Source organism: Flaviflexus sp., from assembly GCF_052087705.1.
GTDB classification, from domain to species: Bacteria; Actinomycetota; Actinomycetes; order Actinomycetales; family Actinomycetaceae; genus Flaviflexus; species Flaviflexus ciconiae.
Genome location: NZ_JBQCYC010000001.1, coordinates 239,122 through 264,777 on the forward strand (window position 1 = coordinate 239,122; position 25,656 = coordinate 264,777).

The 25,656-nt window shown below is 58.3% G+C and carries 23 protein-coding genes and 1 pseudogene; 17 read left to right on the plus strand and 7 right to left on the minus strand.

The genetic code is table 11. The annotated features are described in order from the left end of the window. The first annotated feature begins 929 nt into the window (after positions 1-929). Together ACTHUY_RS01105 and ACTHUY_RS01110 are read left to right on the plus strand one after the other, a co-directional pair. Complete coding sequence (locus ACTHUY_RS01105) at positions 930-1,667, plus strand: ATP-binding cassette domain-containing protein (RefSeq protein WP_441677288.1); 738 nt, start codon at positions 930-932, stop codon at positions 1,665-1,667. Further along, a complete protein-coding gene (locus ACTHUY_RS01110; protein WP_441677290.1) occupies positions 1,651-2,832 on the plus strand; it encodes a hypothetical protein in 1,182 nt (393 codons plus the stop codon). Before ACTHUY_RS01105 ends, ACTHUY_RS01110 begins: the two co-directional genes overlap by 17 nt. A gap of 1,008 nt (positions 2,833-3,840) precedes the next feature. Here the strand turns inward: ACTHUY_RS01110 and ACTHUY_RS01115 are convergent. Continuing rightward, a complete protein-coding gene (locus ACTHUY_RS01115) occupies positions 3,841-4,758 on the minus strand; it encodes a hypothetical protein (RefSeq protein WP_441677292.1) in 918 nt (305 codons plus the stop codon). 137 nt (positions 4,759-4,895) lie between these two features. On the opposite strand from ACTHUY_RS01115, the gene ACTHUY_RS01120 reads away from it, so the two are divergent. Continuing rightward, positions 4,896-5,054, plus strand: a complete 159-nt coding sequence (locus tag ACTHUY_RS01120; RefSeq protein ID WP_441677294.1) for a hypothetical protein — start codon at positions 4,896-4,898, stop codon at positions 5,052-5,054. A gap of 29 nt (positions 5,055-5,083) precedes the next feature. Here ACTHUY_RS01120 and ACTHUY_RS01125 read toward each other — a convergent pair whose 3' ends face one another. The 3 genes and pseudogenes from ACTHUY_RS01125 to ACTHUY_RS01135 form a co-directional block, all read right to left on the minus strand. Then, positions 5,084-5,677 carry a ParA family protein gene (locus ACTHUY_RS01125; protein WP_441677296.1) on the minus strand — a complete coding sequence of 198 codons (594 nt, stop codon included), beginning with the start codon at positions 5,675-5,677 and terminating at the stop codon, positions 5,084-5,086. Positions 5,678-5,744: 67 nt separating this feature from the next. Continuing rightward, a pseudogene (locus ACTHUY_RS01130) lies at positions 5,745-5,864 on the minus strand (nucleotide-binding protein); the annotation flags it as partial. 5 nt (positions 5,865-5,869) lie between these two features. After that, positions 5,870-6,781 carry a tyrosine-type recombinase/integrase gene (locus tag ACTHUY_RS01135; RefSeq protein WP_441677297.1) on the minus strand — a complete coding sequence of 304 codons (912 nt, stop codon included), beginning with the start codon at positions 6,779-6,781 and terminating at the stop codon, positions 5,870-5,872. Positions 6,782-7,086: 305 nt separating this feature from the next. On the opposite strand from ACTHUY_RS01135, the gene ACTHUY_RS01140 reads away from it, so the two are divergent. From ACTHUY_RS01140 to pflA, 14 genes are all read left to right on the plus strand, one after another. Beyond that, entirely contained in the window at positions 7,087-7,848 is a 762-nt protein-coding gene (locus ACTHUY_RS01140) for a sulfite exporter TauE/SafE family protein (protein ID WP_441655711.1), read from the plus strand. 197 nt (positions 7,849-8,045) lie between these two features. Then, the gene (locus ACTHUY_RS01145) at positions 8,046-8,297 is read left to right on the plus strand and encodes a DUF7218 family protein (RefSeq protein WP_126703877.1); all 252 of its coding nucleotides are present in this window, start codon (positions 8,046-8,048) and stop codon (positions 8,295-8,297) included. A 320-nt stretch (positions 8,298-8,617) separates the two neighbouring features. After that, positions 8,618-9,514, plus strand: a complete 897-nt coding sequence (locus ACTHUY_RS01150) for a class C sortase (RefSeq protein ID WP_441677299.1) — start codon at positions 8,618-8,620, stop codon at positions 9,512-9,514. A 466-nt stretch (positions 9,515-9,980) separates the two neighbouring features. Beyond that, complete coding sequence (locus ACTHUY_RS01155) at positions 9,981-11,066, plus strand: siderophore ABC transporter substrate-binding protein (protein WP_441677301.1); 1,086 nt, start codon at positions 9,981-9,983, stop codon at positions 11,064-11,066. Between the two features lie 82 nt (positions 11,067-11,148). Beyond that, on the plus strand, positions 11,149-12,177 hold the full coding sequence (locus ACTHUY_RS01160) for an ABC transporter permease (protein ID WP_323052599.1): 1,029 nt from the start codon (positions 11,149-11,151) through the stop codon (positions 12,175-12,177). A gap of 46 nt (positions 12,178-12,223) precedes the next feature. Beyond that, entirely contained in the window at positions 12,224-13,420 is a 1,197-nt protein-coding gene (locus ACTHUY_RS01165; RefSeq protein ID WP_441677304.1) for an iron chelate uptake ABC transporter family permease subunit, read from the plus strand. Beyond that, positions 13,417-14,172 carry an iron ABC transporter ATP-binding protein gene (locus ACTHUY_RS01170; RefSeq protein ID WP_441655706.1) on the plus strand — a complete coding sequence of 252 codons (756 nt, stop codon included), beginning with the start codon at positions 13,417-13,419 and terminating at the stop codon, positions 14,170-14,172. Before ACTHUY_RS01165 ends, ACTHUY_RS01170 begins: the two co-directional genes overlap by 4 nt. A gap of 126 nt (positions 14,173-14,298) precedes the next feature. Beyond that, positions 14,299-15,111 carry a siderophore-interacting protein gene (locus ACTHUY_RS01175; protein WP_441677306.1) on the plus strand — a complete coding sequence of 271 codons (813 nt, stop codon included), beginning with the start codon at positions 14,299-14,301 and terminating at the stop codon, positions 15,109-15,111. 504 nt (positions 15,112-15,615) lie between these two features. Continuing rightward, a complete protein-coding gene (locus ACTHUY_RS01180; protein ID WP_441677308.1) occupies positions 15,616-17,133 on the plus strand; it encodes an FAD-dependent oxidoreductase in 1,518 nt (505 codons plus the stop codon). 11 nt (positions 17,134-17,144) lie between these two features. Next, the gene (locus tag ACTHUY_RS01185; RefSeq protein ID WP_441677310.1) at positions 17,145-17,399 is read left to right on the plus strand and encodes a hypothetical protein; all 255 of its coding nucleotides are present in this window, start codon (positions 17,145-17,147) and stop codon (positions 17,397-17,399) included. A 51-nt stretch (positions 17,400-17,450) separates the two neighbouring features. Then, the gene (locus ACTHUY_RS01190) at positions 17,451-17,720 is read left to right on the plus strand and encodes a metal-sensitive transcriptional regulator (RefSeq protein WP_441655702.1); all 270 of its coding nucleotides are present in this window, start codon (positions 17,451-17,453) and stop codon (positions 17,718-17,720) included. Positions 17,721-18,320: 600 nt separating this feature from the next. Next, on the plus strand, positions 18,321-19,157 hold the full coding sequence (locus tag ACTHUY_RS01195; RefSeq protein ID WP_441677312.1) for a lytic transglycosylase domain-containing protein: 837 nt from the start codon (positions 18,321-18,323) through the stop codon (positions 19,155-19,157). Between the two features lie 233 nt (positions 19,158-19,390). Next, positions 19,391-21,634: a formate C-acetyltransferase gene (pflB, locus tag ACTHUY_RS01200; protein WP_441655700.1), complete on the plus strand. Its 2,244-nt coding sequence runs from the start codon at positions 19,391-19,393 to the stop codon at positions 21,632-21,634. Further along, positions 21,631-22,500, plus strand: coding sequence for a pyruvate formate-lyase-activating protein (gene pflA, locus ACTHUY_RS01205; RefSeq protein ID WP_441675947.1), 870 nt, complete (start codon positions 21,631-21,633; stop codon positions 22,498-22,500). Before pflB ends, pflA begins: the two co-directional genes overlap by 4 nt. 266 nt (positions 22,501-22,766) lie before the next feature. Here pflA and ACTHUY_RS01210 read toward each other — a convergent pair whose 3' ends face one another. From ACTHUY_RS01210 to ACTHUY_RS01220, 3 genes are all read right to left on the minus strand, one after another. Next, positions 22,767-23,438, minus strand: a complete 672-nt coding sequence (locus ACTHUY_RS01210) for an HD domain-containing protein (RefSeq protein ID WP_441675945.1) — start codon at positions 23,436-23,438, stop codon at positions 22,767-22,769. 237 nt (positions 23,439-23,675) lie between these two features. After that, the gene (locus ACTHUY_RS01215; protein ID WP_441677314.1) at positions 23,676-25,040 is read right to left on the minus strand and encodes an ABC transporter permease; all 1,365 of its coding nucleotides are present in this window, start codon (positions 25,038-25,040) and stop codon (positions 23,676-23,678) included. Next, a complete protein-coding gene (locus ACTHUY_RS01220) occupies positions 25,037-25,648 on the minus strand; it encodes an ABC transporter permease (RefSeq protein ID WP_441677316.1) in 612 nt (203 codons plus the stop codon). The genes ACTHUY_RS01215 and ACTHUY_RS01220 overlap by 4 nt, the downstream gene beginning before the upstream one ends. Positions 25,649-25,656 lie beyond the last annotated feature (8 nt).

The following is a 25,656-nucleotide window of genomic DNA, read 5'->3' on the forward strand; positions in this document are numbered from 1 at the left end:
GTTGCGGGCCATACCGGGCCGCAACCACCACACAGCACAGCCCGCAAGGGGCTGTTTTATTTCGTGGGGGTGTAAGCGGTGGAGCTCAAAAGAAACGCCCGCCACCGACGGTGGCGGGCGTTTCTGTTTAGGTCTTCCAGTAAGGCGGTAGCGGATGAGTAGTGGCGGTGTTGGTCTGGTAGACATCGCCCTCAATCTAGGTCAGCACCTCGCGTGAGAACGGATGCCAGGCACACCAGTAGTAGTCGGACTCGATGAAACCGATGGCCCACCCGGCGTCCAAGAACGCTTCATAAAGCTGTTTTTCGTTGGACTGAAGACGATCTTCAATGAGTTATGCAGAATACCCGCGAGGCGTTGGGGAATTGTATAGACTCTAATCGATATCATTGAGGATGTTGATCTGAATTAGGAGAAATCATATTTTTGAAACAAAGGAGCTTTTATTCGGGAAGGAAGCTCGGTAGCATTTTCGCAGCTATTATGCTCGTTCTGGGTCTTAGTGTTCCCGCCGCGGCCGTGCAATCAAGCTCTGGAACTAAGAGTATTGTTCACAACAGTAGGACCGTCGGTACAGGTTCGGTAACGCTGACCTCAAGTTTCGCTAGAGTCAATTATATTTCTAACAGTGCTAAGTTTAGGATTACAAACAAGGATACCCGATCCGGGAATCGAGGAATCTTTGGTGAACTCAGAACGACTTATCAGTACCGTAGTGGGACTTTGATCCAGTCGGCCGCCCCTTTGAAGAAGACCAACAATTACACAACTACTGGGACGATTACCACCACGCTTTCGCAAGGCGTTCAACTCCCTATCGGCAATTCGAACCGCTATATTTCTACTAAGATATGCCAAGATATACCGTTGGCACCAGATCGCTGCGTTTCACTTGTTGGTCATGCGCTCTAGGGATAGTGAGTTGCCAGATGGGCGATGTCACGCTTGAGTGCGAGGGCATTTCGTTTAGTTATGGGTCAAATCGTGTTCTTATAGATGTTTCTCTTGAACTGTCTACGGGTTTAGTGGGGCTAGTTGGCCCAAATGGGGCTGGCAAGACCACGCTACTTCGTATACTTGCGGGTATTGAATCTCCGTCTGGTGGTGCGCTGTTAGTTAATGGCAAGGCAGTAAGATCCTTTCGAGAGAGGTCGCGTTTACGTGAATTGGCGGGGTACTTACCTCAAAATCCACACTGGGCCTCGCTAACAACCGTGGATGATTTTCTTCGCTACAGTTATCGGCTTAATAACCGGCGGGACAACGTTGCTGATGCGATCGACCTCGCGCTCGGTCAAACCCGTATCGAGCATCTTCGCAACCGTAGGTTAGGCCAATTATCGGGTGGGGAGCAGCGTCGGGTATTCCTTGCTGGTGCTATCGTCCATCAACCGAGTCTTCTTATTCTTGACGAACCAACAGTGGGATTAGATCCTCAACAGCGCGTGTCATTTCGGGCGCTGATAGCTGATCTGTCAAAGTCCAGAACTGTTATTACCTCGACGCATCTCATTGAAGATCTGGCAGAGTCCTCTGATGTTATCCACGTGTTGCACCGTGGGGTGATCGGCTGGTCGGGAACTGTGGCAGCTATGGAAACAGCTGGTGCTAGCCAACCCGGGATGTCGCGTCTTGAATCGGGGTACCTCAATGTCTTGGGTGCTTAAGAACCGATGGTTTCTTTTTTGCTATGTGCTCAGCGCAGGAATAGCGATCATGGTGTGGCAGAGCCGCTCGGAGGCCACGGGTGAATCGTTGGTGTGGTCAATCGATAGCGCGACGTCAGCTGTTCTTATCCTTGTCCCTATCGCGGTTGGGCTGGGAGCAAGTAGAGCATTTTTGCTGCACCGCTCGGTAGAGGTTTTATCGGGATTCCCTTTCCGGGGTCAAGTGCGTTCCTTATTTAGTCTTGGTATGCCGATCATAGGAGGAGTGTTTCTTGGTATCGCTAGCGTTGCTGGAGGATTAACTATCATGTTGGCGATGCGGGACGTGGTGGTAACTGCGCCAGCTTTCGCACCATTGGCACCAGCGCTCCTGCAGATTGTTTGCTTCACCTATTTAGGTATTGGCCTTGGCGCGGTTGCGCCCTTCGAACTCACTGGTCCAGTTCTTGCTATTGGGATGTATTGCCTAATGGCATTCGGTTTCGCGAACGTAGATGTACTGTTCGATTACATTGGAGCGACCTCTGGATGGTTTGGTCAAAGTGTTTATAGTCCTCGAGGGTTACTTGTTTTAGCTCTGTCGTTTCTCGGTGTACTAGCAGTGGGCTTAACCTTTATGATTGGCAGCCTTACCGAGAGCCGTCTTCTTCCGCTTCTTGGAGGAATGCTCGGTTTGGCCGTGGTATTGACGCTTCCGGTTCAAGTGAGAATCCCGTTATTTGAAGAGGCTGGCGACAATGCCTGGTCGTGTGAAGCGCCTGCAGAAATTGAACGAGAAGTGTGCGTGCCGCGAGAACAAGAGGCACGCCTTGAGGAGATTGCCCCTCGAATCGTTCCCTACATCGTACGGTTGGAGAAGGTTGACGCGAGGATGCCAGAAAAACTGCGACTCACTGACGTTCTCCCTCTCCAAAGCTTCCTTGATACAGATACTGACAGCTTAGAGCTTGGCTACGGGCTGTCCCGATTCGCGGTCTCCTGTTATACGGATCTATCAGATGCCCAGTATGTGCAGTGGTCGGACAGTCATCCTATGGAAAGCGCGAAACTTGAGCAGAATATCGACCTGCTAGCGCAGTGGACAGCCAGTGGCTCCCGGGATGATGAACCCGGTGCTCGAAAAGCGGCTCAGGTGCTATCCGCGTGTGAAGGTGCACCAGAGTGAGAGCGTATCTGACCCAGTGGTGCAAGGTGCGCCACCTACTCATTGCTTTGGCGATAATTCTGTTTGTGTCATGGCTCGTACCAGTGCAGCCAGAGCCGATCCCGTTCCGATATGACGCTAACGTGAGTCCAATCTACGTGTTGTCCTTTGGCCTACCGGTACTTTTTATTCCCCAACTCCAAGCACCATCCGACGAACTAGAAAAGGCACTCCCGATATTTCCCTCAACGACGTATCGCTTACTGTGGATTTTGATGCTTTCAGGGCTGGGCCTGCTCGCCTTATCCGCGGGCGGGATATTGCGTGGATTACCGCCCGGAGAGCTGGTATTGCTAGGTCGTAATTTCCTTGGCGGACTTGGACTCATTTGTGTTCTCCGATTGATTGTCCCTCACACATATCTATGGGTCGGACCTGCCACACTTGTCCTGATCACATGGATAAGCGGGGTGCACGAATACTCATCGTTCCCGCGTTCATGGGCGTATTTGATCTACCCGACCTCCACGGCAACAGTCACGGCTTTCGTAGGATTATGGTTTCTAGGCGTCGCAGCATTCTCGAACTCTGCGCTGACCCGATTCAAACCATAGTCGCTTGTCGTCCAGCTGGAATCCTATTCATCTGGCTAGTATCCGCGAGAATAAGATGCGAGATAGCATTTCTGAAGGCATTTTAGGATTCTCAGAATCCTCATCTGAAATCACTAGAGCTCAAAAGACTAGCCCGCCACCACGGTGACGGGCTAGTCTTGTTAGGCCCAGTGGGACTGGAAGGCTGGTCTGCCGTCCCATAGGCGTGCATTGCATATGTTACGGCCACTAAGAGTTCTTGCGTGGAAATGCGACGAGTATAGTACCCTTAACACTGCGCTACTCCCCAACTCGCCATTGAACCTACCCTGTTCTCGTTGAGTCTAAGATGGACGAGATTTGATGAGGGAACTCACACGGGGACAACTCAGGAGGGAGCTTGGCAGCGGGGCCACGCGCCTGTGAGGACTAGGAGCTATGTCGCCCACTCAAATTCGGCGATCTGAGTGGTTCCGTCATCATGCAGTATGGCTCCGACAATAACTTCGGCGTCTTCGCCGCTCTTCTTGGTCACGGTTACTGAGCATCCTTCTTCGAGGTCTTTGCCGCGAATCGCGTAGTCGCCGTGATATTTTTTAAAGCTGATTCTTTCTTGATCCGTATCAGCGGGTTCCTCGGCCCACGTGTAGGTGGCCGTACACAGCGTCTCGTCACTGGAGACTATCTGTCCGACGATGACCTGTTTGGTCTGGCCATCCTTTGTTGTGACCGTGACTTCGTCTCCCTCGACAAGATCGATGCCTTGGATACCCCATGTGGAGTCGTCAATGCGGTGAAAGATCACCCTTCCATCTTTGACTAGGTCTGGACCTAGAGAAGCATCGGTCGTAAATCGGGCTGTTTGCAGCCTATTTTGTTCTTCAAGGATCTCTTTGATAATGACAGTCTTTTCCATACCCGATTTGGTAGTGACGACCACACGTTCGCCAGGAATTAGGCCTTCGCCTTGAACACCCCATTCATCGTCAATCTTCCGGAATACGGCAGTGTGGTTCATGATTTCTCCTTTGTTTTCTACTGGTTTGCATTCTAGATCGGCCTCAACGAGAGTCCAGACAACTTCACTGTTTCCCTGGGCATTTGCCCGCCGAGTGCTGGTCGGCCGAACCTGCCTTTCGCTCTTGAGGTCAGATCTGCGACGCCGGTAGTAGGTATGGCCCGCATACGGCCAGGCTTCCTTTGTTGCGAGTGCTTCTAGCTCAGAGTCAGTCATATCACCAACCCTGCGGAAAGCGGAAATGATTCGCTGCTTCTCGCGGCCAAGGTTGGCGAGCTTTCGCGCCGCTAACTGGCTCGTTGCAGGATCCGTGCGTCGATTGAATTGCTTGTTCACGATAGTGGTCCAGATGGGATCACGCCACGATCTACTGGCTCATAAGGCTGGCCGTGGTTGTGGCGAGCCTCCGCAGCCGCAACAGCTTGTTCGAGGTGAGCTGCCGCCCAAGCCGAAAGGCTGCGATGAGATCCATCGTGAGTGAGATCTTTCAGGTATGCAGCGCGAATACGTCCAAGGAGGGTTGGATCGAGCCGGATCGTGAACTTGGCGGTGGGGCTGCCAGTGTTGCTGGCAACGCTGGCGTTGCTGGCATTGCCGGCAACTATTGGATCGGCGACACTGGCTTTCCCTAAAGATGCGAGGGCGGCAAGGTTTGGAGTTTTCATCGCACGACCTCTTCTACAGGCAGGAGGGCGTGGACGAGACGATCGAAAGCGAGATCGATGCCGTGATCTTTGCCGTTGGCAGCGAATGGTCGGTGATTGGTTGCGGCATGAGCTACGTATTCACGTTCGGCAATGTAGTCGGGCAGGAAGAATGAGCCGAAGCTATCTTGAAGGAATTCTCGCCATTGACGTCGGTCAATACGGTCTTCGCGGTGCTGGTTCAGCAAGATGCCGGCAAGGGAGAGCTGTGGGTTGTAGTAGCTACGCACGGACGCGATAGTTGTAACCATTTCTGAAACACCATCGACCGAGCTTTCACGTGAGGTGGTCACGATGAGCGCGCTATCTGCTGCAACTAGCGCGTTCGTGGTCAGCACGCCCAGGTTTGGCGGGCAATCGATAACAATATGCTCATAGTCGTCGGCGACCGCGCTAAGAGCGGTCCTCAAGCGTGATTCTCGACCGATCGAGACGTCTTCTTGGCGTGAAGCAAGAAGACGGTCTGAGGGTAGGATATCCACCTCGCCCCATGCTGGCGGAGCCTGGATAATCGCTTGATGGATGACGGTGGGTGCCTGGCCGGCAGCCACTCCAGCGAACGTCGTTGAGCGTGAAAGAACTCTTTGAGAGTTCGATTCCTACCGTTGTGGTGGCATTACCTTGAGGGTCGGCATCGACGAGAAGCACGGTTCCGTACCTGGAAAGCAGGTGGGCGAGATTTGTTGCGATCGTCGTTTTACCTACGCCACCTTTCTGGTTGCAAACGGCAATGATCATGGTGTTTACCTTTCAATGGAGATCTTGCCAGCAAGGCTGGCAACATCGGAGTTGCTGGCAATTGGGGTTGAAATCTGGACAGATTCAATAGCGCGGCGCATCGCATCCTTGGGAGGGTCAACGTAACGCTGAGTGGTGGAGACTTGCGCGTGGCCAAGGAGGCGCTGAACCGCGATCAAGTCGCGCTCGCATGAATACGCCTGAGTGGCGAAACGGTGGCGGAGCTTATGTAATGTCCACGGCTTGCCGAGTAGTTGGCGACCGAGCTTGGATACCCACCGAGGGGAGAGGTGACCGTTGATGCTCCCTGGAAAGAGCCAGGACTTGGGATTCTTTGAGGCTAGGTACAAAATGTCGCGCGCCATTTCGTCAGCGATAGGAACAAAGCGCTGGCGTCCGCCCTTGCCGTGTATGAGAAGTGAATAACCCATGAGATCAGCGAAAACGTCCTTGCCGTTGCAGACGGCGATCTCGGCTGACCGCATGCCCACTCCCGCACCTAGGCGCAAAATCATGCCATCTCGAAAACTGCAATGCTTGAGCGCCTCAAGAATCACATCGTCTGGAGCTGGTTGCGGCGGCGGAACCTCGCGTCGGACAGAGGGCAGAATGGCGGCAGGGTTCGAGCACCCGGCTTTCCGGCTGTACCACGCGAAGAAGCCGCGCAACGAGGAATAGTAGGAATTCCTCGTTTCAGGCTTCCACGGACGGGAGGCCACCCACCTCAGCAGCTGATCTTCAGTGACCTTTGAGGGAGGCACCTCAAGAGCTCGGGCGGCTGTGCGCAGATGAGCCAGGCGCGTCCTGACCGTTTCCGGTGATCGATTAAGAGCTCTCAAGAGTTGCTCCCAGCCGGTCAGGGGCTCGACCCACGGGTCCGGAACGTTCCACATAGAATTCGCTAACTTGATATCCATACCGGGAATTATTTTCCGTAATGGAAGTGGACGCTACTCTTTGATTCATGCAACTAGTTGATAGGGGGTACTAATATCGCTAGAGGTGTTTACGTGTGATTTGCCGCCTCTACCAGCGAGGATGCTCGCGCACCAGGCCCATAACCCGGAGGTCGTAGGTTCAAATCCTGCCCCCGCCACCAAGTGGCAAAGGCCCAGTTCGAAAGAACTGGGCCTTTGTGTTTCCCAGGTAGAGTTGGTGCCGGTCGCGAGCCGAGTTGGGTTTACCCTTGGTCTGGCCTGAAACTCACAGAAAGGACCGAGGCATGATCCCGTTGCTGGTTGGTCTTAGTATCGGTATCGTCGTCGGATTGCTCGGTGCCGGTGGAGGCATCCTTTCGATCCCGGTCCTCATGTACGTTCTTGACCAGCCGGCGTACGCGGCAGCCATTGGCTCCCTGCTGGGAGTGGCGCTCACATCGGCCGGATCGCTCACGATTCACGTCCGTCAGTCCAACGTGCGGATCAAAGAGGGATTGGTCTTCGGCACCCTGTCGGTTCTCGGTTCATTCCTGGGTGCCAGGGCATCCCTCCTTATTGACGACCTCCTCATTGTTCGCGTCTTCGCCATTTTCCTTGTGCTTGTTGCAGTTCTGTTTGCGTATAACACGGTGCGGGGATCCACGAAGGTGGCTCCGCCGCGGGATGGGCCGATGACGTGGCGGGAGAAGCTTGGCCTCATTGCCGTTGCCACGGTGACTGGTTTTGCCACGGGACTGTTCGGCGTTGGCGGGGGATTCATGGTTGTCCCAGCCCTCGTTCTCATCATGAAAATGACAATGCGGCACGCCGTCGGCACCTCCCTCCTTGTCATGGTTATCTCCTCCCTCGTGGGAATCCTTGGCAGGCTTCCATTCCAGGGAGATCTCGACTTCCAACTCATCGGCCTCTTCGTCGCGGGCTCGATTGTCGGCGGACTGATCGGTTCCGTCTTCTCGTCAAAGATTCCCCAACGTGTCCTCACGGGAACATTCGCTGTTCTTGTCGCCGCCGTCGGCATTTACACGATGGGCCAGAGCTGGTTCTAGGCGGACCGTTGGCTCTGAAATGAGAGGTGGCGGCGTACCGGACCGTAACCGATTCGTTTCAGAACAATCCTTATCCACTGTGGCTCTATCCATCGAGGCGCCCAGAACCTGGGAGGTACTTGGGTGCGATGCCTCAGCACCTCGTATTCAGTATCGTGGAGGCGTAGATTGGCTGGCCCAGGCTCTAAGGAGGAGCAATGTCTAGCATCAATGATCCAGAACTGTACGAGTCCCTACGCGAAGACGGTGCGTCCAAGGAGAAAGCCGCACGGATTTCCAATGCGGCCGCCAATGAAGGTAGGTCGAATGTAGGCAAACGCGGGGGAAGAGCCGATGACTATGAAGATCGAACCGTGGATGAACTGAGGGACCGGGCGAAGGAACTCGGCCTCACCAACTATTCCTCCCTCAAGAAGGACGAGCTAATCAAGAAGCTCCGGAACCACTGAGTCCGCCTCCTTCGTCACACAGGGCTTCGCTACTCAACCAGGCATTTTACTTCGCGACCGGGCACCCTCTTCCCTCAGAGTGTGCCCGGTCGCGCCCTGCGCCGAGGAGCGCGTAAAGACCACAACGCCCGCACCTTCCGGTTCCATTCGGTGTTTTGCACAGTTCCCCGCCGACGGTATTTATCCACGAGTAATTGGAGTCGGCGGCGTGTGCCGCTCAGTACGTGGCAGTCTGATCGACGGAAGGCTGGTTGCTAGCCCACGGGGTTGCTAGCCCACGGGGTTGCTTGCTGGCGGGGTGCCGATCGGGAGGAGTTGCGTTGACTGTTCTGCGACCCCGACACGAGGCGATTCTGGCCCTCTCGTCCCGCCCAGTCTTTCAAGGGCTGAGTATCGTCCTCGTTGTCGTCCTGGGGCTGGCTGCGTTGCTGTTCCCAACCGCAGCTGACTGGTACTCGCGCCTGCGTCACGCTGAGGAAATCGGCGGTTACGAGCGGGTGGTCAGCGGGCTGGAAAGCCAGAAGAAAGAAGAACTGTTGCACAGCGCCGAGGCGTACAACGCCACCCTGTCACCCGACAGCCTCACGGATCCCTATGCGGTCGCGGGCGGTTATCCCGCCGGGCCCAGTGTTGAGGAAACTGATTCGGTCACCGTTCCCGCTGCGTATGGGACCCAGCTTGCCGTGGAAGGCTCGGATGCGATTGGGCGGGTGCGCTACGGGGAGGTTGGGATCGACCTGCCGATCTATCGCGGAACAGGCGACGACGTGCTGCGTGCGGGAGCCGGGCACCTGGTTGGCTCGTCGCTACCGGTGGGTGGTTCGTCGTCCCATACAGTTCTCACCGCGCACTCCGGCCTTCCGAATGCTCGGCTGTTCACTCCGCTACACGAAGCTGAGGTGGGCGATGAGTTCTTCGTTGAGGTGCTTGGTAGAGTCCACCGCTACCGAGTGGACGACATTGCCATCATTGAGCCTGATGAGCTCGACGCGATTCACATTGTCGCCGGGCGTGACTACGTCACCCTGTTCACTTGCACCCCGGTCGGGGTGAACAGCCATCGACTGCTCGTGCGGGGCGAGCGCATCCCTCAAGAGGACACTGACACGGCGGTAGGGGAGACGAGTGCGGGCGCCGGCTTCCCGTGGTGGGCTCTGATCTTTACAACGGGGACCGGAGCTACGGTGCTCTTTGTTCGCACGGGCGGGCGACGATAGCGTTTAAAAATATCGGGCTCCTCGGACAAACCTGTCGCTACGACCTGTGAGAGTGGCGCAGTTGGCGTCCATTTCGTCCGAAATTGGGATGATGGTCCCGACGGTAGCAGGGCAATGTTAGCTCCGTCCGAGATGCTCAGTAAGCCCGAGAAATCGGTGATATATCAATGAAATCTCACGAATTCGGAACTGTAACTTTAACTAATCCATTTTTTAGGGTTTTCGGGTCTATCCACGTTTTTTCCTGCTTTTCAAGTGATTAACCTCATTGTTGAGGTTTGTCCGGATTCGCTCAGATCTGACGTGATTGTTGATTTTGCGCGGAAAACTCACTGGGACCTTTGGCGATCGTTGAATCGTCAACGAAAAAGCATTAACGAAACGGTGGCATTTCCTAAATAGGTTAGGTTAACCTAACAACTAACGAAGTCTGTTCGTTTACTGATGCCTATACGAAAGAGTGCAGATGAAAACTCTGTCCCGTACCCGCTCTGGCCTGGTTGCCATGGCGGCTGTTGCAGCCCTGACGCTGGCTGCTTGCTCCGATGACGCCGACACCGATGAGGATGCGACGACCCCGGAGGAGACCTCTGCTGAGACGTCGGACGATGCGGATGCAGATGCTGAGACCGAAGACACCGAAGGTTCCGACGACGCGGCAGGTACCCCCGCCGCCGAGGTGACCGACATGGGTGGCAACACCGTCGCCATCCCCTCGGATCCGCAGTCGATCATCGCAACCGACAACCGTATCTTCACGACGCTTGCCGAGTGGGATGTTGAGCTGTCCGGCGCACCGGTTGATCTCATGCCCGAGGGCGAGGATATTCTCTCCGTCTACATCGACAACCCGGATATCGAGAACATCGGTAACCACCGCGAGCCCGACCTTGAGGTCTTCGTGACCGCGGCTCCGGACCTGATTCTCAACGGCCAGCGTTTCACGCAGTACGAAGAGGACATCCGCGGCCTGATCGGGGATGACACCGCTTTCGTCAACACGAACATCGATATCGAAAACAACACGATCGATGAAGAGCTTCGCGCTCTTACCACCCTCCTCGGTGATGTCTTCGGACGTCAGGCCGAGGCTGAGCAACTCATTGCCGACTTCGACGCCTCGATCGAGCGCGCCGCTGAGGCATATGACCCAGAGTGGAGCGTTGTCGGTCTTCTCACCTCCGGCGGCTCCATTAACTACGTGGCCCCGTCCACCGGCCGAGCAATCGGACCGGTCTACGACGTTCTTGATCTGACCCCGGCTCTCGACCGCGAAGGCTCGACGAACCACCAGGGCGATGACATCTCCGTTGAGGCGATTGCCGAGTCGAACCCCGACTGGATCCTCGTCCTCGACCGCGACTCCGGTGCTGGCACCGAAGACGCAGCGACAGCGCAGGAGCTGATCGCCGACTCGGAGGCACTGCAGAACGTCACCGCGGTTCAGGAAGGAAACATCATTTACCTGAACCCGAACTTCTACACCGCTGAAGATATCCAGCATTACACGGAGCTCTTCAACGACATGGCAGACGCCTTCGAGGCGAACTAGCATCCATCGGGATTAAGTGATTCGCCCGGGGCAGCATCCGTTGCCCCGGGCACAACCCGGCCAGGGGCCGGAAGGAAGAATTGTGGTCATCTCAACTGAAACCAAGAAGACGCCAAAGGTGGAACGCGGCGTCATCGAGATCGCGGGCAAGCGACGGTTCCGTAAACCCACGGAACGTGGCGCTCTCGCAATCGGCATTGCGGTGACCATTGGCCTGGTTGTCCTCTCCCTTTTCGTCGGTGTCTACGACGTGTGGAGCACGGAGGACGGCTGGTGGATGTTCTTCATTACCCGCGTTCCGCGGACCATTGCTCTGATCCTGGCCGGTGCGGCCATGGCTATTTCCGGGCTCGTCATGCAGCTCATGACGCAGAACCGGTTCGTTGAACCGTCGACGGTTGGTACGACAGAGTGGGCAGGGCTTGGCCTGCTCGTCACCATGATTCTTTTCCCGGGCGCCTCGATCATGGTCCGCATGATTGGCGCCATTGGCTTTGCCTTCTTCGGCACCATCGTTTTCTTCATGTTCCTGCGGAGAGTGACACTGAAGTCCTCTCTCATTGTTCCGATTATCGGAATCATGCTGGGCGCGGTTGTTGGATCCGTCTCCACATTCATTGCGCTTCAGACCGATCAGCTTCAGAATGTGGGACGCTGGTTCTCCGGTTCATTCACCGAGGTTACGAGGGGTCGCTACGAGCCGCTCTGGGCAGTCCTCCTTCTTCTCATCATTGTCTTCTTCATTGCGGACCGTTTCACGGTTGCTGGCCTCGGCAAGGAAGTCGCGACAAACGTTGGCCTCAACTACAACGCGGTGATCTTTACCGGCGTCACGATCGTCGCGGCAATCACCGGCGTGGTCACCGTCGTCATCGGCTCCCTGCCGTTCCTTGGCTTGATCGTCCCGAACATGGTGTCCCTGTTCCGAGGCGACAACCTGAGGACGAACCTGCCCTGGGTCTGCATCGTTGGCATTTCTATCGTGACCGTGTGCGACATTATTGGCCGCACGATCATCATGCCGTTCGAGATTCCGGTTTCTCTGATCCTCGGTGTTCTCGGCGCGATCGTCTTTGTGTTCCTTCTCGTGAGGCAGCGTCGATATGGCTAGAGCAGCAACACTGTCGATCTGCGATAAAGAACTGAAGGAGTTGAGCATGAACCCGCCGAGCAACAAGCTTGAAGACCTGCCGGTGATTGATTCGATCATCGCTCCGGCAAGGCCCGTCAAGGTGCCGAACACGGTGGCGGATATCGTGCCCGATTCTGTCACCGACGAGCCCGAAGCGGCGGCAGAGCCCAAGCAGAAGGCTCCGCGTAAGAAGCGTTTCGTGCGCTCCACGTGTTCGCGCGGTGCTCATTCGGGCCCCTTCACCTCCACCAAGCAGCGGGTTCGCTACACACTTGTCATCGGAGTCCTTCTTGCGCTTGCGGTTGTCACCACGTTCGGCGTGCTCGGCTACGACAATGGCATGGAGTTTGGCTCGGAAGGCTACTGGAAGATCGCTGGGATGAGGGCGGAATCGCTCGTCGTCATGGTGATCGTGGCGCTCTGCCAGGCGTTTGCCACCGTCAGCTTCCAGACCGTCACCGCCAACCGGATCATCACGCCGTCGATCATGGGCTTTGAATCCCTGTACACGGTGATCCAGACATCCGTCGTGTTCTTCTTCGGCGCCTCCGGTGTCATGCTGACCATGGGAATGACGCAGTTCATTCTCCAGGTTGGCCTCATGGTTGCCTTCGCGGGCGCTCTCTACGGCTGGCTGCTGTCGGGCCGGTTCGGGAACATGCACATCATGCTTCTCGTTGGTGTTGTTATCGGTGGCGGCCTCGGCTCACTCTCCACCTTTATGCAGCGCGTCATGGACCCGAACGAGTTCGATGTCCTTACCGCTCGGCTGTTTGGAAACCTGTCGAATGCCGACTCGGAATACTTCCCGCTCGTTATTCCTGCCGTCCTTGTCTGCTGTGTCCTGCTGTGGATGAAGGGGCCCCGCCTTAATGTGCTGGCACTCGGCAAGGACGTCACCAGCAACCTCGGTATGAACCACAAGCGCGAGACGATGAAGGTGCTCCTGCTTGTCTCAATCCTTATGGCGATGACGACCTCGCTTGTCGGCCCCATGACCTTCCTGGGCTTCCTTATTGCGACGCTCGCGTACTCGATGACCGACACGTACGACCACCGCCTGATCTTCCCGGTGGCAACGCTCCTCGGCTACGTCGTCCTCAGCGGGGCCTACTTCATTCTTCGACACGTTTTCTACGCTGGGGGAGCGGTCACCGTCATCATCGAGATGGTCGGCGGCCTCGTCTTCCTCATCGTCATCATGAGAAAGGGACGCCTGTGATTAGGCTCAAGGAGCTCCTCAAGGTCTACAGCGAAGAGGTCCAGATTGGACCCGTCACGCTCGACATCCCCGAAGGCGGCATTACCGCCCTGGTCGGCCCGAACGGTGCCGGAAAGTCCACCATCCTCACGATGATTGGCCGACTCCTCGACATCGACAGTGGATCGATCGAGGTCGCTGGCATGGATGTGAAAAAGACCCCCTCGAAGGAGTTGGCTAAGAAACTGTCGATCCTCCGCCAGGAGAACCACTTCATCACGCGTCTCACCGTGCGTCAGCTCGTCGGCTTTGGCCGTTACCCCTACTCGCAGGGACGCCTCACGGTTGAAGATGAGGAGCGCATCAGCCAGGCCATCGAGTTCCTCAACCTGACCGAACTGGAGAACCGCTACCTCGACCAGTTGTCGGGCGGTCAGCGTCAGCGCGCCTACGTCGCCATGGTGCTTGCCCAGGACACCGACTTCCTTCTGCTTGACGAGCCGCTCAACAACCTCGACATGCAGCACTCCGTCCAAATGATGAGGCAGCTCCGTCGCGCCGCCGATGAACTGGGCAAGACGATCGTTATCGTCCTCCACGACATCAACTTCGCAGGCAAGTATGCCGACTACATTTGCACCCTGAACGACGGCAAGGTCACCGAATTCGGTCCGGTCGACGAGATCATGCAGCCCGAGGTGCTGTCCCGCGTCTTCCACACCGAAGTCAAGATTCTCGAAACTGAAGAAGGTCTCGTCGCCTCCTACTACTAGAAACTAAAAAGGCGTGCTGCCCGAACAGGGAAGTGGCGCCGCTGGGGTGCGCGTGTGGCGTACGCCCTTGATATCGCCCCCAACCAATGGTCTATAGTTAGGTAAACCTAAGTTGACTGGAGTTACATGACCCGCGAGCGCCCCAACCGCCCGACCACGCACCTCGAGGTGATCTCGAAGGAGTGGCTGACGCCCGACATGCTTCGACTTGTTGTCGGCGGCCCCAACTTCCCGGCCTTTGTCGATAATGGCTTCGCTGATGCCTACGTCAAGATTGTCTTCGATCACGAGGGTCGTCCCTACCCGGAACCCGTTGATGTCAGTGCCCTCAAGGCGGAACTTCCAAGCGACCGGTGGCCAAAGACCCGTACCTACACGGTGCGTTCGGTTGACCATGACAAGCAAGAAGTTGCCATCGACTTTGTCATTCACGGAGACGAGGGGCTTGCTGCCCCGTGGGCGGTCGCGGCTGAGCCCGGCGATCTCATCCAATTCATGGGGCCCGGCGGTGCCTGGTCACCCGTTGAGGATGCCGATTTCCACGTCTTCGTTGGTGACGAATCTGCTGTACCCGCCATCGCGGCGGGCCTTGAGCGACTTCCTGAGGACGCGGTCGGCGCCGTTGTCCTCGAGGCGTCCGAGCACATGCTGGAGATCTCCAGCCCCGCAGGCGTATCGATCGACTGGATCGTGCGCGGCGAAGCCGCCTACGATCCGGATGCTCTGTCGAAGCGCGTGCGCGCACTCGATCTCGCACGTCGCGAAGGCCAGGTGGCTGTCTTCGCCCACGGTGAGCGTGAGGCCATGAAGGGCCTACGCCGCGTGTTCAACGAGCTTGAGATCCCCAGGGAACGCCTCTCGATCTCCGGCTACTGGGCGAACGGCCGCGTGGAGGATGTCTTCCAGGCCGAGAAGCGTACCGACATTGGCAAAGTATAGGGGCCGAGGTGCCGGACTGGGTGCGAGCCGAGTCTGAATAAACGTGACGGGGGTCGACCAATTGGTCGGCCCCTTCGTTTATCTCTAGCGAGCAGCTGGAGTTCATCGCGTGAATAACTCGATCCGTTCCTGATTGTCTAGCCCTGTCGACACTGCCTTTCCCGCCTGGTGTGTCGGTGCGTGCGCTTGCGCGGGTTAGGCATGCCGGTTTCCTCTCTGTCGCACGCGTGGCGGGTGGCGTGTCCTGCGGTGGAGCGGGGTCCGGGGCGCTTGACCAAACATACCCCAGGGGGTATGTTTGGTTTTGTTGTATCGCACGAGCTTGAAGGCTGAAATGAAGATTGTTGTTGTTGGAGGAGTTGCCGGTGGCATGAGCTTCGCGGCGCGTGCCCGAAGGTTGAACGAGTCGGCCGAGATTATCGTTCTTGAGCGTGGCCCATACGTGTCGTTCGCGAACTGCGGTCTGCCTTACTACGTCAGTGGCGAGGTTGAGGATAGAGCGAATTGCTCGTCCAGACCCCGGAGTCACTTGCGGCCTCCCTGAACTTGGATGTTCGAACGGGGCACGACGTCGTCTCGGTCGACGGGGAGGGCCGCCGACTGCTTGTTCGCACCGAGACTGGTGAAGAATCTATTGACTACGACAGGCTGGTTCTGGCACCTGGTGCGAAGGCGATCCAGCCCGATATTGCGGGCCTAGGCCAGTCTTCCCGCGTTCACACGCTACGAACTGTCGATGACGCGATTGCGATCAGGGGCAAGGTTGATTCGGGTGTGCGAAGGGCCGTTGTTCTCGGTGCTGGCTTCATCGGTGTTGAGGCTGCCGAAGGCCTTGCTATGAACGCGCTGGAGACAACGCTGGTAGAGCTTGCCCCGCAGGTGCTCCCTCCGTTGGATGCTGAGCAGGCTTCGCTCGTTGAATCTGAGCTGAAGAGCATGGGCATTGCGGTTCGCACGGGCGTCGCGGCAACCGAGATCAGGTCCGGCGCCGAAGCCGACACGGTCGTGCTGTCCGACGGTTCGGAGCTTGTTGCCGACGTTGTTGTTCTTTCCGTGGGGGTCCGTCCCGACACCGCTTTCCTTGCGGATTCGGGGCTGGAGATGGACGGGGGAGCACTTGTGGTTGATGAGCATGGTCGCACGTCGCTTCCCGACGTATTTGCCGTTGGGGACGCCACGGTCAGTACGGATGCGGTGACCGGGGTTTGCCGACCGGTGGCGCTTGCTGGCCCGGCCAATCGCGCAGGGCGCCTCGTTGCGGACTTTGTCATGAGGCCGGAAACCGCCCGCCCTATCCCGCACCCCCTCGGGACCGCGATTGTGCGTGCAGGAAACCTGACTGCGGCCATGACGGGAGCGAACCGGCGTACTTTGGTCGGTGCCGGAATTTCCTTCCACACGCTTCACCTGCACCCTGCCCAACACGCCGGATACTTCCCCGGGACCAGCCAGATCCACCTGACGGTGCACATCCGTCAGGGTGATGGCCTGATTCTCGGGGCTCAGGCCGTGGGTGCCGATGGCGTCGATAAGCGCATCGATGTGCTCGCCACGGCAATGAAGGGCGGGGCCCTTATCGGTGATCTTATCGATCTCGATCTGTCGTATTCGCCGCCCTATGGCCAGGCGAAGGATGCCGTCAACCTTGCTGGCATGGTCGGATCCAATGTTCTCGACGGCACACTCTCCCTCTGGTACGCGGAGGATCTCGACGGTGTACGCGACAGTGCGCTGATCCTCGATACCCGAACCGATGGCGAGGTGGCCACCGGCATGATTCCCGGTGCTCTCCACATCCCGCACACCGAATTGCGTGGCAGGATTCATGAGGTTCGGGACGCTACGGCAGGCAGGCCCGTCCGTGTCATGTGCGCCTCGGGGGTGCGCTCGGCAATCGCGCACCGGGTTCTTGTGCAGAACGGATTCGATTCGGCCTCGCTGTCCGGCGGCATGCTAACGCTCCGCGCTGTCCTTGGAGAGCGTGTCGAAGAGGTTCTGACCGCGCCCGCGAATGTTCGATAGGACCGAGCGTCATGGTCGGTAAGCTTCGCGACAAGCTCTCGGGTGAGCGCATCCTCGCGGGAGTCATCGCCATTATTCTTGCTGTCGCAACCGCCGAGCTCTCCCTCGAGAACCAGGTTGCCGCCCTTGTGGCGGCGGCCGCCGCGATCTCCGCGGCCCGGCTAGCTATCCGAGGCAACTGTTTGGGTGGCTCAGTCTGCGGCACCGTCTCCGGGACCTGTCGGGTGCCGGAGACTACGGCAGTACAGGCTGAAAGCGAGACATAATAGGGATGTATAGGGAACGACTGCCGGGAATGCGGCGGAGAGGAAGAAGCCGTGAAGGATGAGGTAGCTCAGCGGAAGATTGCCAACCGGCTCAAGCGAGCAAAAGGGCAACTTGATGGCGTTATCGCAGCCGTCGAAGGCGGAAGCTCGTGCAGAGACGTTGTTACCCAACTGTCCGCGGTGACGCACGCGCTCAACAGGGCAGGATTCCTGATCGTCTCCACGGCCATGGAGAACTGCATCTCCGATCCGGAAGGAACCGAGGAGCGAGAAGGTCTCACCACCGAGGAGCTCGAGAAGCTCTTCCTGGCACTCGCCTAGCCGGGAATGACGCCTGGCATGATGCAGTTGGCTACGGCACGGTGGGAACTCCGAGCGCGATGAAACCAGAACGTCTGTTGCCCCTCACGCGGTGACAGCCATAACGAAAAGTCGATAGAAGAGAAAGTTGATGACGCGATGTGCCGAGCAGTCACATGTAAGACCTGTGGCAAGACAACATGGGCCGGTTGCGGCCAGCACGTAGACGACGTGAAGCGGGGCGTTCCCGCAAGTAACTGGTGCAACGGCCATGACAACGACGAGGAAAAGCCCGGAGGATTCTTCTCCAAAGTCTTCGGTCGGTGACCGGAATGGGCCCTCCGATCTTCTGAGTTTCAGCGGATATCGTCTCTCTGTGAGCCCCCTGGAGATTCTGCTTTTTCGCTTTGCTCCCGGCCTGCCCCAGCCGGTTGAATAGTGGGTGGTCAGCCGCCCGCTACGGTGCGGGGCCGCGGGTCGGAATGGAGGAGCGTTATCGCAGAGCAGAAGAAGCCGAAGGCTCACCGCTCCACGAAGGCAACCGGTTCAAAGCGGACGGCCGGGCAAGTTGCGGCAGAACGAAAGAAGCCAGCCGGCTCGCGATCCTCTCAGGGGACCGGTGTGAAGCGAAGGTCTTGCCAAACGAGCCGGAAGCGCGCCTCGACAAGCGGGCGCAGGCGTGGCCGATCCGGTGCCACCGCACGCGGAAACGATGGGCTCCTACGGGTGGGGATTGCGCTCGCGGCCCTTGTTGCGGTGGGTCTTGTGCTGTTCTTCGCGTCCCGAGTTGAGCGAACTGAACCTGTTGACCCGGAGCTGATTTCTCCGTCCGTCCCCGTCGTGGAAGCTGGCGAGAGCGGCGAACAGTTCGGCGATGCTGGGCTTGCTCGGCTGGTCGATGACGAGTGGGTGGCGGTAGCGTCTGACGCAACGGGGATTCCCGAGCGCGCGTTGCGGGCTTATGCGGGGGCGGAAATCGCGTTCCGGCTGGAAGGCTCCACCTGCCAGATTGACTGGGCGACGCTTGCCGGCATCGGATACGTGGAATCCAGGCACGGGACACTCCAGGGTGGGGCTATTGACGGCTCGGGCCAGCAGGTGCCAGACATTGTTGGCATTTCACTCGACGGGAGCGGCTCAACGGCGAGCGTTCCGGACACTGACGGAGGAGTGCTCGACGGAGATGCGGTGTGGGATCGCGCCGTGGGCCCCATGCAGTTCATTCCGTCAACCTGGGACTTCATTGGTGCTGACGGCAACCTGGACGGGGTCAAGGATCCGCAGCACATTGATGACGCCGTGTTGTCATCGACCAGACTGCTGTGCCGCGTGGGCGGGGACCTGTCCGATAGCAGCAACTGGATCGAAGCCGTCTGGTCCTACAACCGAAGCGTGGAGTACAACCGGGCTGTCACAGTCGCCACAGACCGCTACCGAAGGGTGGTCGAAGGACTGTAGGTGCGGGATAATCCGCGTCATTCTGCCCTTTAACTCATTTCGGCAGGTTTGTGTAGATGTTGTAAGTCTCGAATCGTGACTAACTACACGCACGGTTTTTTCCGTGAAAAGTCCGATTTGGGACCCTCGGCCCAAGAAAATCCCGGGTGCCTTCCTAGTCTTAAAATACCAACAAAAAGGGCGTGACCCGCCCAGTGTGACAGGGTGTGACCCACCCTCCGGGAAGGAATGCAATGAGCATTATTAACGAAACTAAGGCATGGCAAGGATTCGAAACCGGAGCCTGGATTGAGTATGTCGATGTTCGTGACTTCATCCAAAAGAACTACACTCCTTTCGAGGGAGATGACTCCTTCCTTGCTGGGCCGACCGAACGCACACTGAAGATTTGGGAAATCCTTTCCGACATGTTCCCCGAGGAGCGCGAACGCGGCGTATACGACGTTGACGCCAAGACGCCCTCGACGATCACCGCTCACGAACCCGGCTACATTGATGAGGGCAACGAGGTTATCGTTGGACTTCAGACCGATGCTCCTCTCAAGCGCGCCATCATGCCCTACGGCGGGTGGCGCATGGTTGAGGGTGCTCTCAAGACCTACGGCTACGAGGTTGACCCGCTCCTGAAGGAAGTCTTCACCACTCACCGCAAGACACACAACCAGGGTGTCTTCGATGTGTACCCGCCGGATGTTCGCAAGGCTCGTTCCTCCCACATCGTGACCGGCCTGCCGGACGCCTACGGCCGTGGCCGCATCATCGGCGACTACCGTCGCGTGGCGCTCTATGGCGTCGACTACCTGATTGAAGCCAAGAAGGCCGAGAAGGCCGCTCTCGATAACGAGCGTTCGGTCGAGGATGTTATCCGCGACCGCGAGGAACTCGCGGAGCAGATCCGCGCACTCGGTGAGCTCAAGGAAATGGCACAGTCCTACGGCTTCGACATCTCCCAGCCCGCGAGGACCGCGAAGGAAGCGGTCCAGTGGCTGTACTTCGCCTACCTGGCTGCGGTGAAGGAACAGAACGGCGCCGCCATGTCGCTTGGCCGCACCTCGACCTTCCTCGACATCTACTTCCAGCGCGATCTTGAGGCTGGCCTCATTGACGAAACCGAGGCCCAGGAAATCATTGATGACTTCGTCATCAAGCTGCGCATCGTCCGCTTCCTCCGCACCCCCGAATACGATGAGCTGTTCTCGGGCGACCCGACCTGGGTGACCGAGTCGATCGGCGGCATGGGTAACGACGGCCGGACGCTCGTCACGAAGAACTCGTTCCGTTTCCTCCAGACCCTGCACAACCTGGGCCCGGCTCCCGAGCCGAACCTCACGGTTCTCTGGTCGGACAAGCTCCCCGAGGGCTTCAAGGCTTTCTGTGCTCGCACCTCGATCGAGACCTCTGCGATTCAGTACGAGTCCGATGAGCTCATCAAGGACAGCTGGGGTGACGACGCCGGCATTGCCTGCTGCGTGTCCGCCATGGCCATCGGCAAGCAGATGCAGTTCTTCGGCGCCCGCGTCAACCTTGCCAAGACCCTCCTGTACGCCATTAACGGCGGTAAGGACGAGGGCTCGGGCGTTCAGGTTGCTCCCGAGATGCCGGCGGTGGAAGGCGACGTTCTCGACTACGACGACGTTCTTCAGAAGCTTGACGTCATGATGGACTGGCTTGCCCAGACCTACGTGGATGCCCTCAACTGCATTCACTACATGCATGACAAGTACGCCTACGAACGCATCGAGATGGCACTGCACGACGCAAACATCCTGCGCACCATGGCCTGCGGTATTGCCGGTCTCTCCGTTGCGGCCGACTCGCTGTCCGCCATCAAATACGCCAAGGTCAAGCCGATCCGTAATGAAGACGGCCTCGTTGTCGACTACGAGACCGAGGGCGACTTCCCGACGTTCGGTAACGATGACGACCGTGTCGACGAGATCGCTGTTGCGCTCGTTCGTAGCTTCATGGAGAAGATCCGTAAGCTCCCCACGTACCGCAATTCGCTACACACCCAGTCGGTCCTGACCATCACCTCGAACGTGGTCTACGGCAAGCACACCGGCAACACCCCGGACGGTCGCCGCAAGGGTGAGCCGTTTGCGCCGGGTGCAAACCCGATGAACGGTCGCGACACCCACGGCATGCTGGCCTCGGCCCTCTCGGTCGCCAAGCTTCCCTACTCGGAAGCCCAGGACGGCATCTCCCTGACCAACACGGTTGTTCCGTCCGGCCTGGGACGTGACCTTCCCGAGCAGGTCCAGAACCTTGTCGGACTTCTTGACTCCTACATGGGAGCCGAAGGGTTCCACGTCAACATCAACGTGCTCAACCGCGACACGCTGTACGACGCCATGGAGAACCCGCAGAAGTACCCGCAGCTCACGATCCGCGTCTCCGGATACGCCGTGAACTTCGTGCGCCTGACCCGCGAGCAGCAGCTCGACGTCATCTCCCGCACGTTCCACGAGCGCGTATGACCGACGGCGTCACTGGTATGGCCGCACCCGAGGCCCTCGACATCGAGGTGCCCCGGGTGGCCGGATCCGGCATTGACGGCCTCGACCCCGCACCGGAACTCGGCCGTTCAGCGCACCTCCATGCGGTACGCGAAGGCAGAGTAGGTTCCGTTCACTCGTGGGAGCTCGTCACGGCCGTGGACGGCCCCGGCTCACGGATGACTCTGTTCCTGGCCGGGTGTCCGCTCCGATGCCTCTACTGCCATAACCCTGACACGCTCAAAATGAAAGACGGCGAACCCGTCACCGTTGAGAGCGTCATGAAAAGGGTTCTGCGCTACCGCGGAATCTTCAAGGCAAGCAAGGGAGGGCTGACGATCTCCGGCGGAGAGCCGATGATGCAGCCCGCGTTCCTCAAGAACATTCTTCGTGAAGCCAAGAAGCACGACATTCACACGGCAATCGACACGTCAGGTAACCTCGGGCACTACATGCTCGACAAGGACCTGGCCGGCCTCGATCTTGTCCTTCTCGACGTCAAATCAGGAATCCCCGAGACCTATCGGGACCTGACCGGTCGCGAACTCCAACCCACCATCGATTTCGGTGACCGTCTCGCCAAACTCGGAAAGGAAGTCTGGATACGCTTCGTCCTGGTACCAGGATGGACGGACGCGCCCGAGAATATCGACGCAGTCGCGAAGATCATTACCCGGTGGCCGAACGTTTCCCGCCTTGAAGTTCTACCCTTCCACCAGATGGGAAGAGATAAGTGGGAGACCATCGGAATCCCGTACCGACTCGATGACGTCGAACCGCCCTCGAACGAGGAAGCGGACAGGGTGCGCCAGCGATTCCGCGATCTCGGCGTTTCGCTCGTCTACTAGACCGATGGCCCAGTGCCGCCGGGCATATAACCAAATATCCTGCTCTTGAGATTCGTCACCTCACGAGCCTTGCCATACACCAATGGCACGAAGGCCGGTCCTTCTACTTTTCCCGGGGTAGGAAGACCGGCCCTTCGCATCTCAAAACCTATCCGCTCGTCGAACATCGGCAGATGTCATGACGCGCAAAGCCCCAACAACACAATGACCTACGAAGAGGCGCGTGATGATGAGCCACTTCCCACGGCTCCTGCAGGACCAGCGCACTACCGTGAGCGTGATACTCCCGGTCTTAGCTGCTCGGCTAGCCGCGTGAAGTATTCCTCGTGGTCGTCGAGGGAGCGAGTCCACAGCTCCTGCGCTGACTGTGTGGAGCAAAGGTATTCGCGTTCGCGTGCCAGGATGGTCTGATATTCATCGATCCAGGTGAGGGCTTCGGTTGCTGTTTTCTCGGAGAACCGGACCCAGTTCATCGTCCCGTGAATACGTAGGAGCGAGTAGCGGTCGACGTTATCGCAGTCGCCAACCGAACGAGCAAGAAGCGACGGCGCGTGATCGAACAGGTCATGGCCCGGGAAATCCGGTGATTCGGGATCGTAGTTCCATTTCCCATCCGTATGCATCGCAATGCCCTGGCAGATTTCCGTTATCCGTGTCTCCTCAAGCCCGAGCTCCTCAAGGATGGGCCGAGCGAGGATTGCTCCCGACCTGCCGTGATCAACGGGAACCGTTGCATTAAACTTGCCGATGTCGTGCAGGAGGCAGGCGAGCTCAAGAATGTCAGGATCCATGCCTTCCCGTTCGGCGACAACGCGTCCAATGTGGGCGACTCTCAGGCAATGCTCGTAGCGGTAAAGGACCTGCTCCCGGTTGAGGGGAAGACCAAACAGGTGATCGTGCAGTGCCTGGCGTGCTGGCTCGAAATACGGAGAAGTCACGAAGCAAGTATAGATGCGACGCACCTGCAGGAGTGCCCGACATTTTGCTTCCAGCGACATACTGCTCCTGAATTCTTGCCGACCTAGTGCTTCCGCGTTTGCGCCGGCCTATCGGTACTGCCCAGGGGTGCGGCGCAGGATAACCCGCGACCGCACCGATCTTGCCGTCAGCTGTGGTGGATCTTCAATGGTGGGGAACTACCGCAGCACCGGTTGTTTCACTCTGGCTGAGTTACCCTATTCCGTAGCGATGGCCTCGAGGACGTCGAGTCGTGCTGCTCGCCGTGCCGGCAGGATCGAAGCGAGTGCTCCGACGATGATGGCGAGGAGTAGAATGATGCCGAGGGTGCCCCACGGGATCGCGAAGATCGCATCAGCATCATCGGCGAGGTAGGTCGTGAGACCAATGGCGACCGGGACACCAACGACGATGCCGATGGCGGCGCCGAGAACAGAAATGATGATCGACTCGATGACGATGGAGCCGCGCACCCCTCTCTTTGACAGGCCGATTGCTCGTAGCAGTCCGATCTCGCGCGTCCTATCGGCAACCGACAGGGACAGGGTGTTGACGATGCCGAGGGCCGCGATAACGATCGACAGCCCGAGGAGGGCGTAGAGCATGGTGAGAACCATGTCGATGCTCTGACCGATCATGCCGGCAAGGTCGTCCTTGTCGAAGATCTGGTACACGTACAGATCATCAACGGAAGCAATGACCTCTTCCTTGACCTCCGTGATGTCGTAGCCGTCTGCGACGTCGATGAGGATCACGGCGGTGTTGATGCCGTTGAGCTGCGGGGTGCTGAACACGTCTTCCGACACGTACATCTCCGTCATGATGATCTCCGTGGAGACAATCGCGCTGATCTCGAATTCGACCGGGGCACCATCTGCTCCGAGCAGGCTGATCGTATCGCCAAGGCCAACGTCCTGCGAGTCCGCGAAGCTCTCGTGGATGGCGAGGTTGCCGTCCGTGAAGGCAGTCATGTCACCCTCGACGAACACGAGGGCCAAAGCATCCACCGCATAGTCGGACATGGAAACCACGTAGGCCGGGGCCGGCTGCTCGCCCGGGATCATGGCACGACCAGCGTCAACCGACGTGTCGACCGACGCAACACCGTCCACCTGCTCCATACGTTCCACACCGACTGAAGGATCGGAGATCGGCAGGTTCGTCATGGAGACGAGGTCTGCCTGGATGGCTGAGTCGGTGATGTCGGACAGGGATGCCTTCATCGACGTGGCAAGGGTTGCTCCCGTGGCGACGAGGGCGACACCGATCATGAGGGCGGAGGCCGTTGACGCGGTTTTTCGCGGGCTGGCCTTCGTTGATTCGGAGGCGACCTTGCCGAGGATCGGGGAGATTCTGCGGAACGGCCACCCGAGGACCGCCACGGCGGGCCCGACCAGGGTCGGTGTCATGACGATGAGGCCAACGATGATGAAGAGGGCTCCCACCCCGAGCAGGGTCCCTGCGGGATCCATGGCACGCAGGGCGCCCGCCGCGAAGGCCGCAACGCCCAGGGCAACGATGGTGCCGCCGATGATTGTGCGTACCGTGAGGGGTTTCTCGGTAGCTCCCGAGGTTTCCCTCATGGCTTCGATCGGGGAGTGAGAGCCGCCGACCGTGCCGGCATGAGGGCCGCGATTACGGTGACGATCACACCGATGATGATCGAGGTGATGATGATCGACGGGGTCATGATGAGGTCGGCATCGAGTGGCATACCCCAGGCCTCGAGCCCCCACCTGATGAGGAGGATCAGGCCCTGACCGGCAATGACGCCAACGACGGAGCCGATGAGCCTGATGATGATGGCCTGGACGAAGACAACGACGAAGACCTGGCTGGGTGCCGCGCCAACGGCACGCAGCAGGGCGAACTCCTTTTGGCGCTGACGAACCGAGATCCGGAACGTATTCGCGATGATGAAAATGCCGATACCGAGGGCCAAGAACACGAAGATCAGGAGGAAGGTGTTGACCATGTCCAGGATCGACGAGATCGACTCCTGGGTCTCCGCCCGCACCTCGTCCGCCGTCAGGACGGTGAAGTCACCGCGGACGTCGCTGACATTGTCCCGGGCCGCGTCCGGGTCGGCACCGTCTTCGAGCACGACGGTCATCTCGGAAACGGTTCCGCCGGGACTGAACGACTCCGGTGCGAGTCCAGTGTCGATCACGGTGACGGAGGTGCCCGCCACCGATGTTC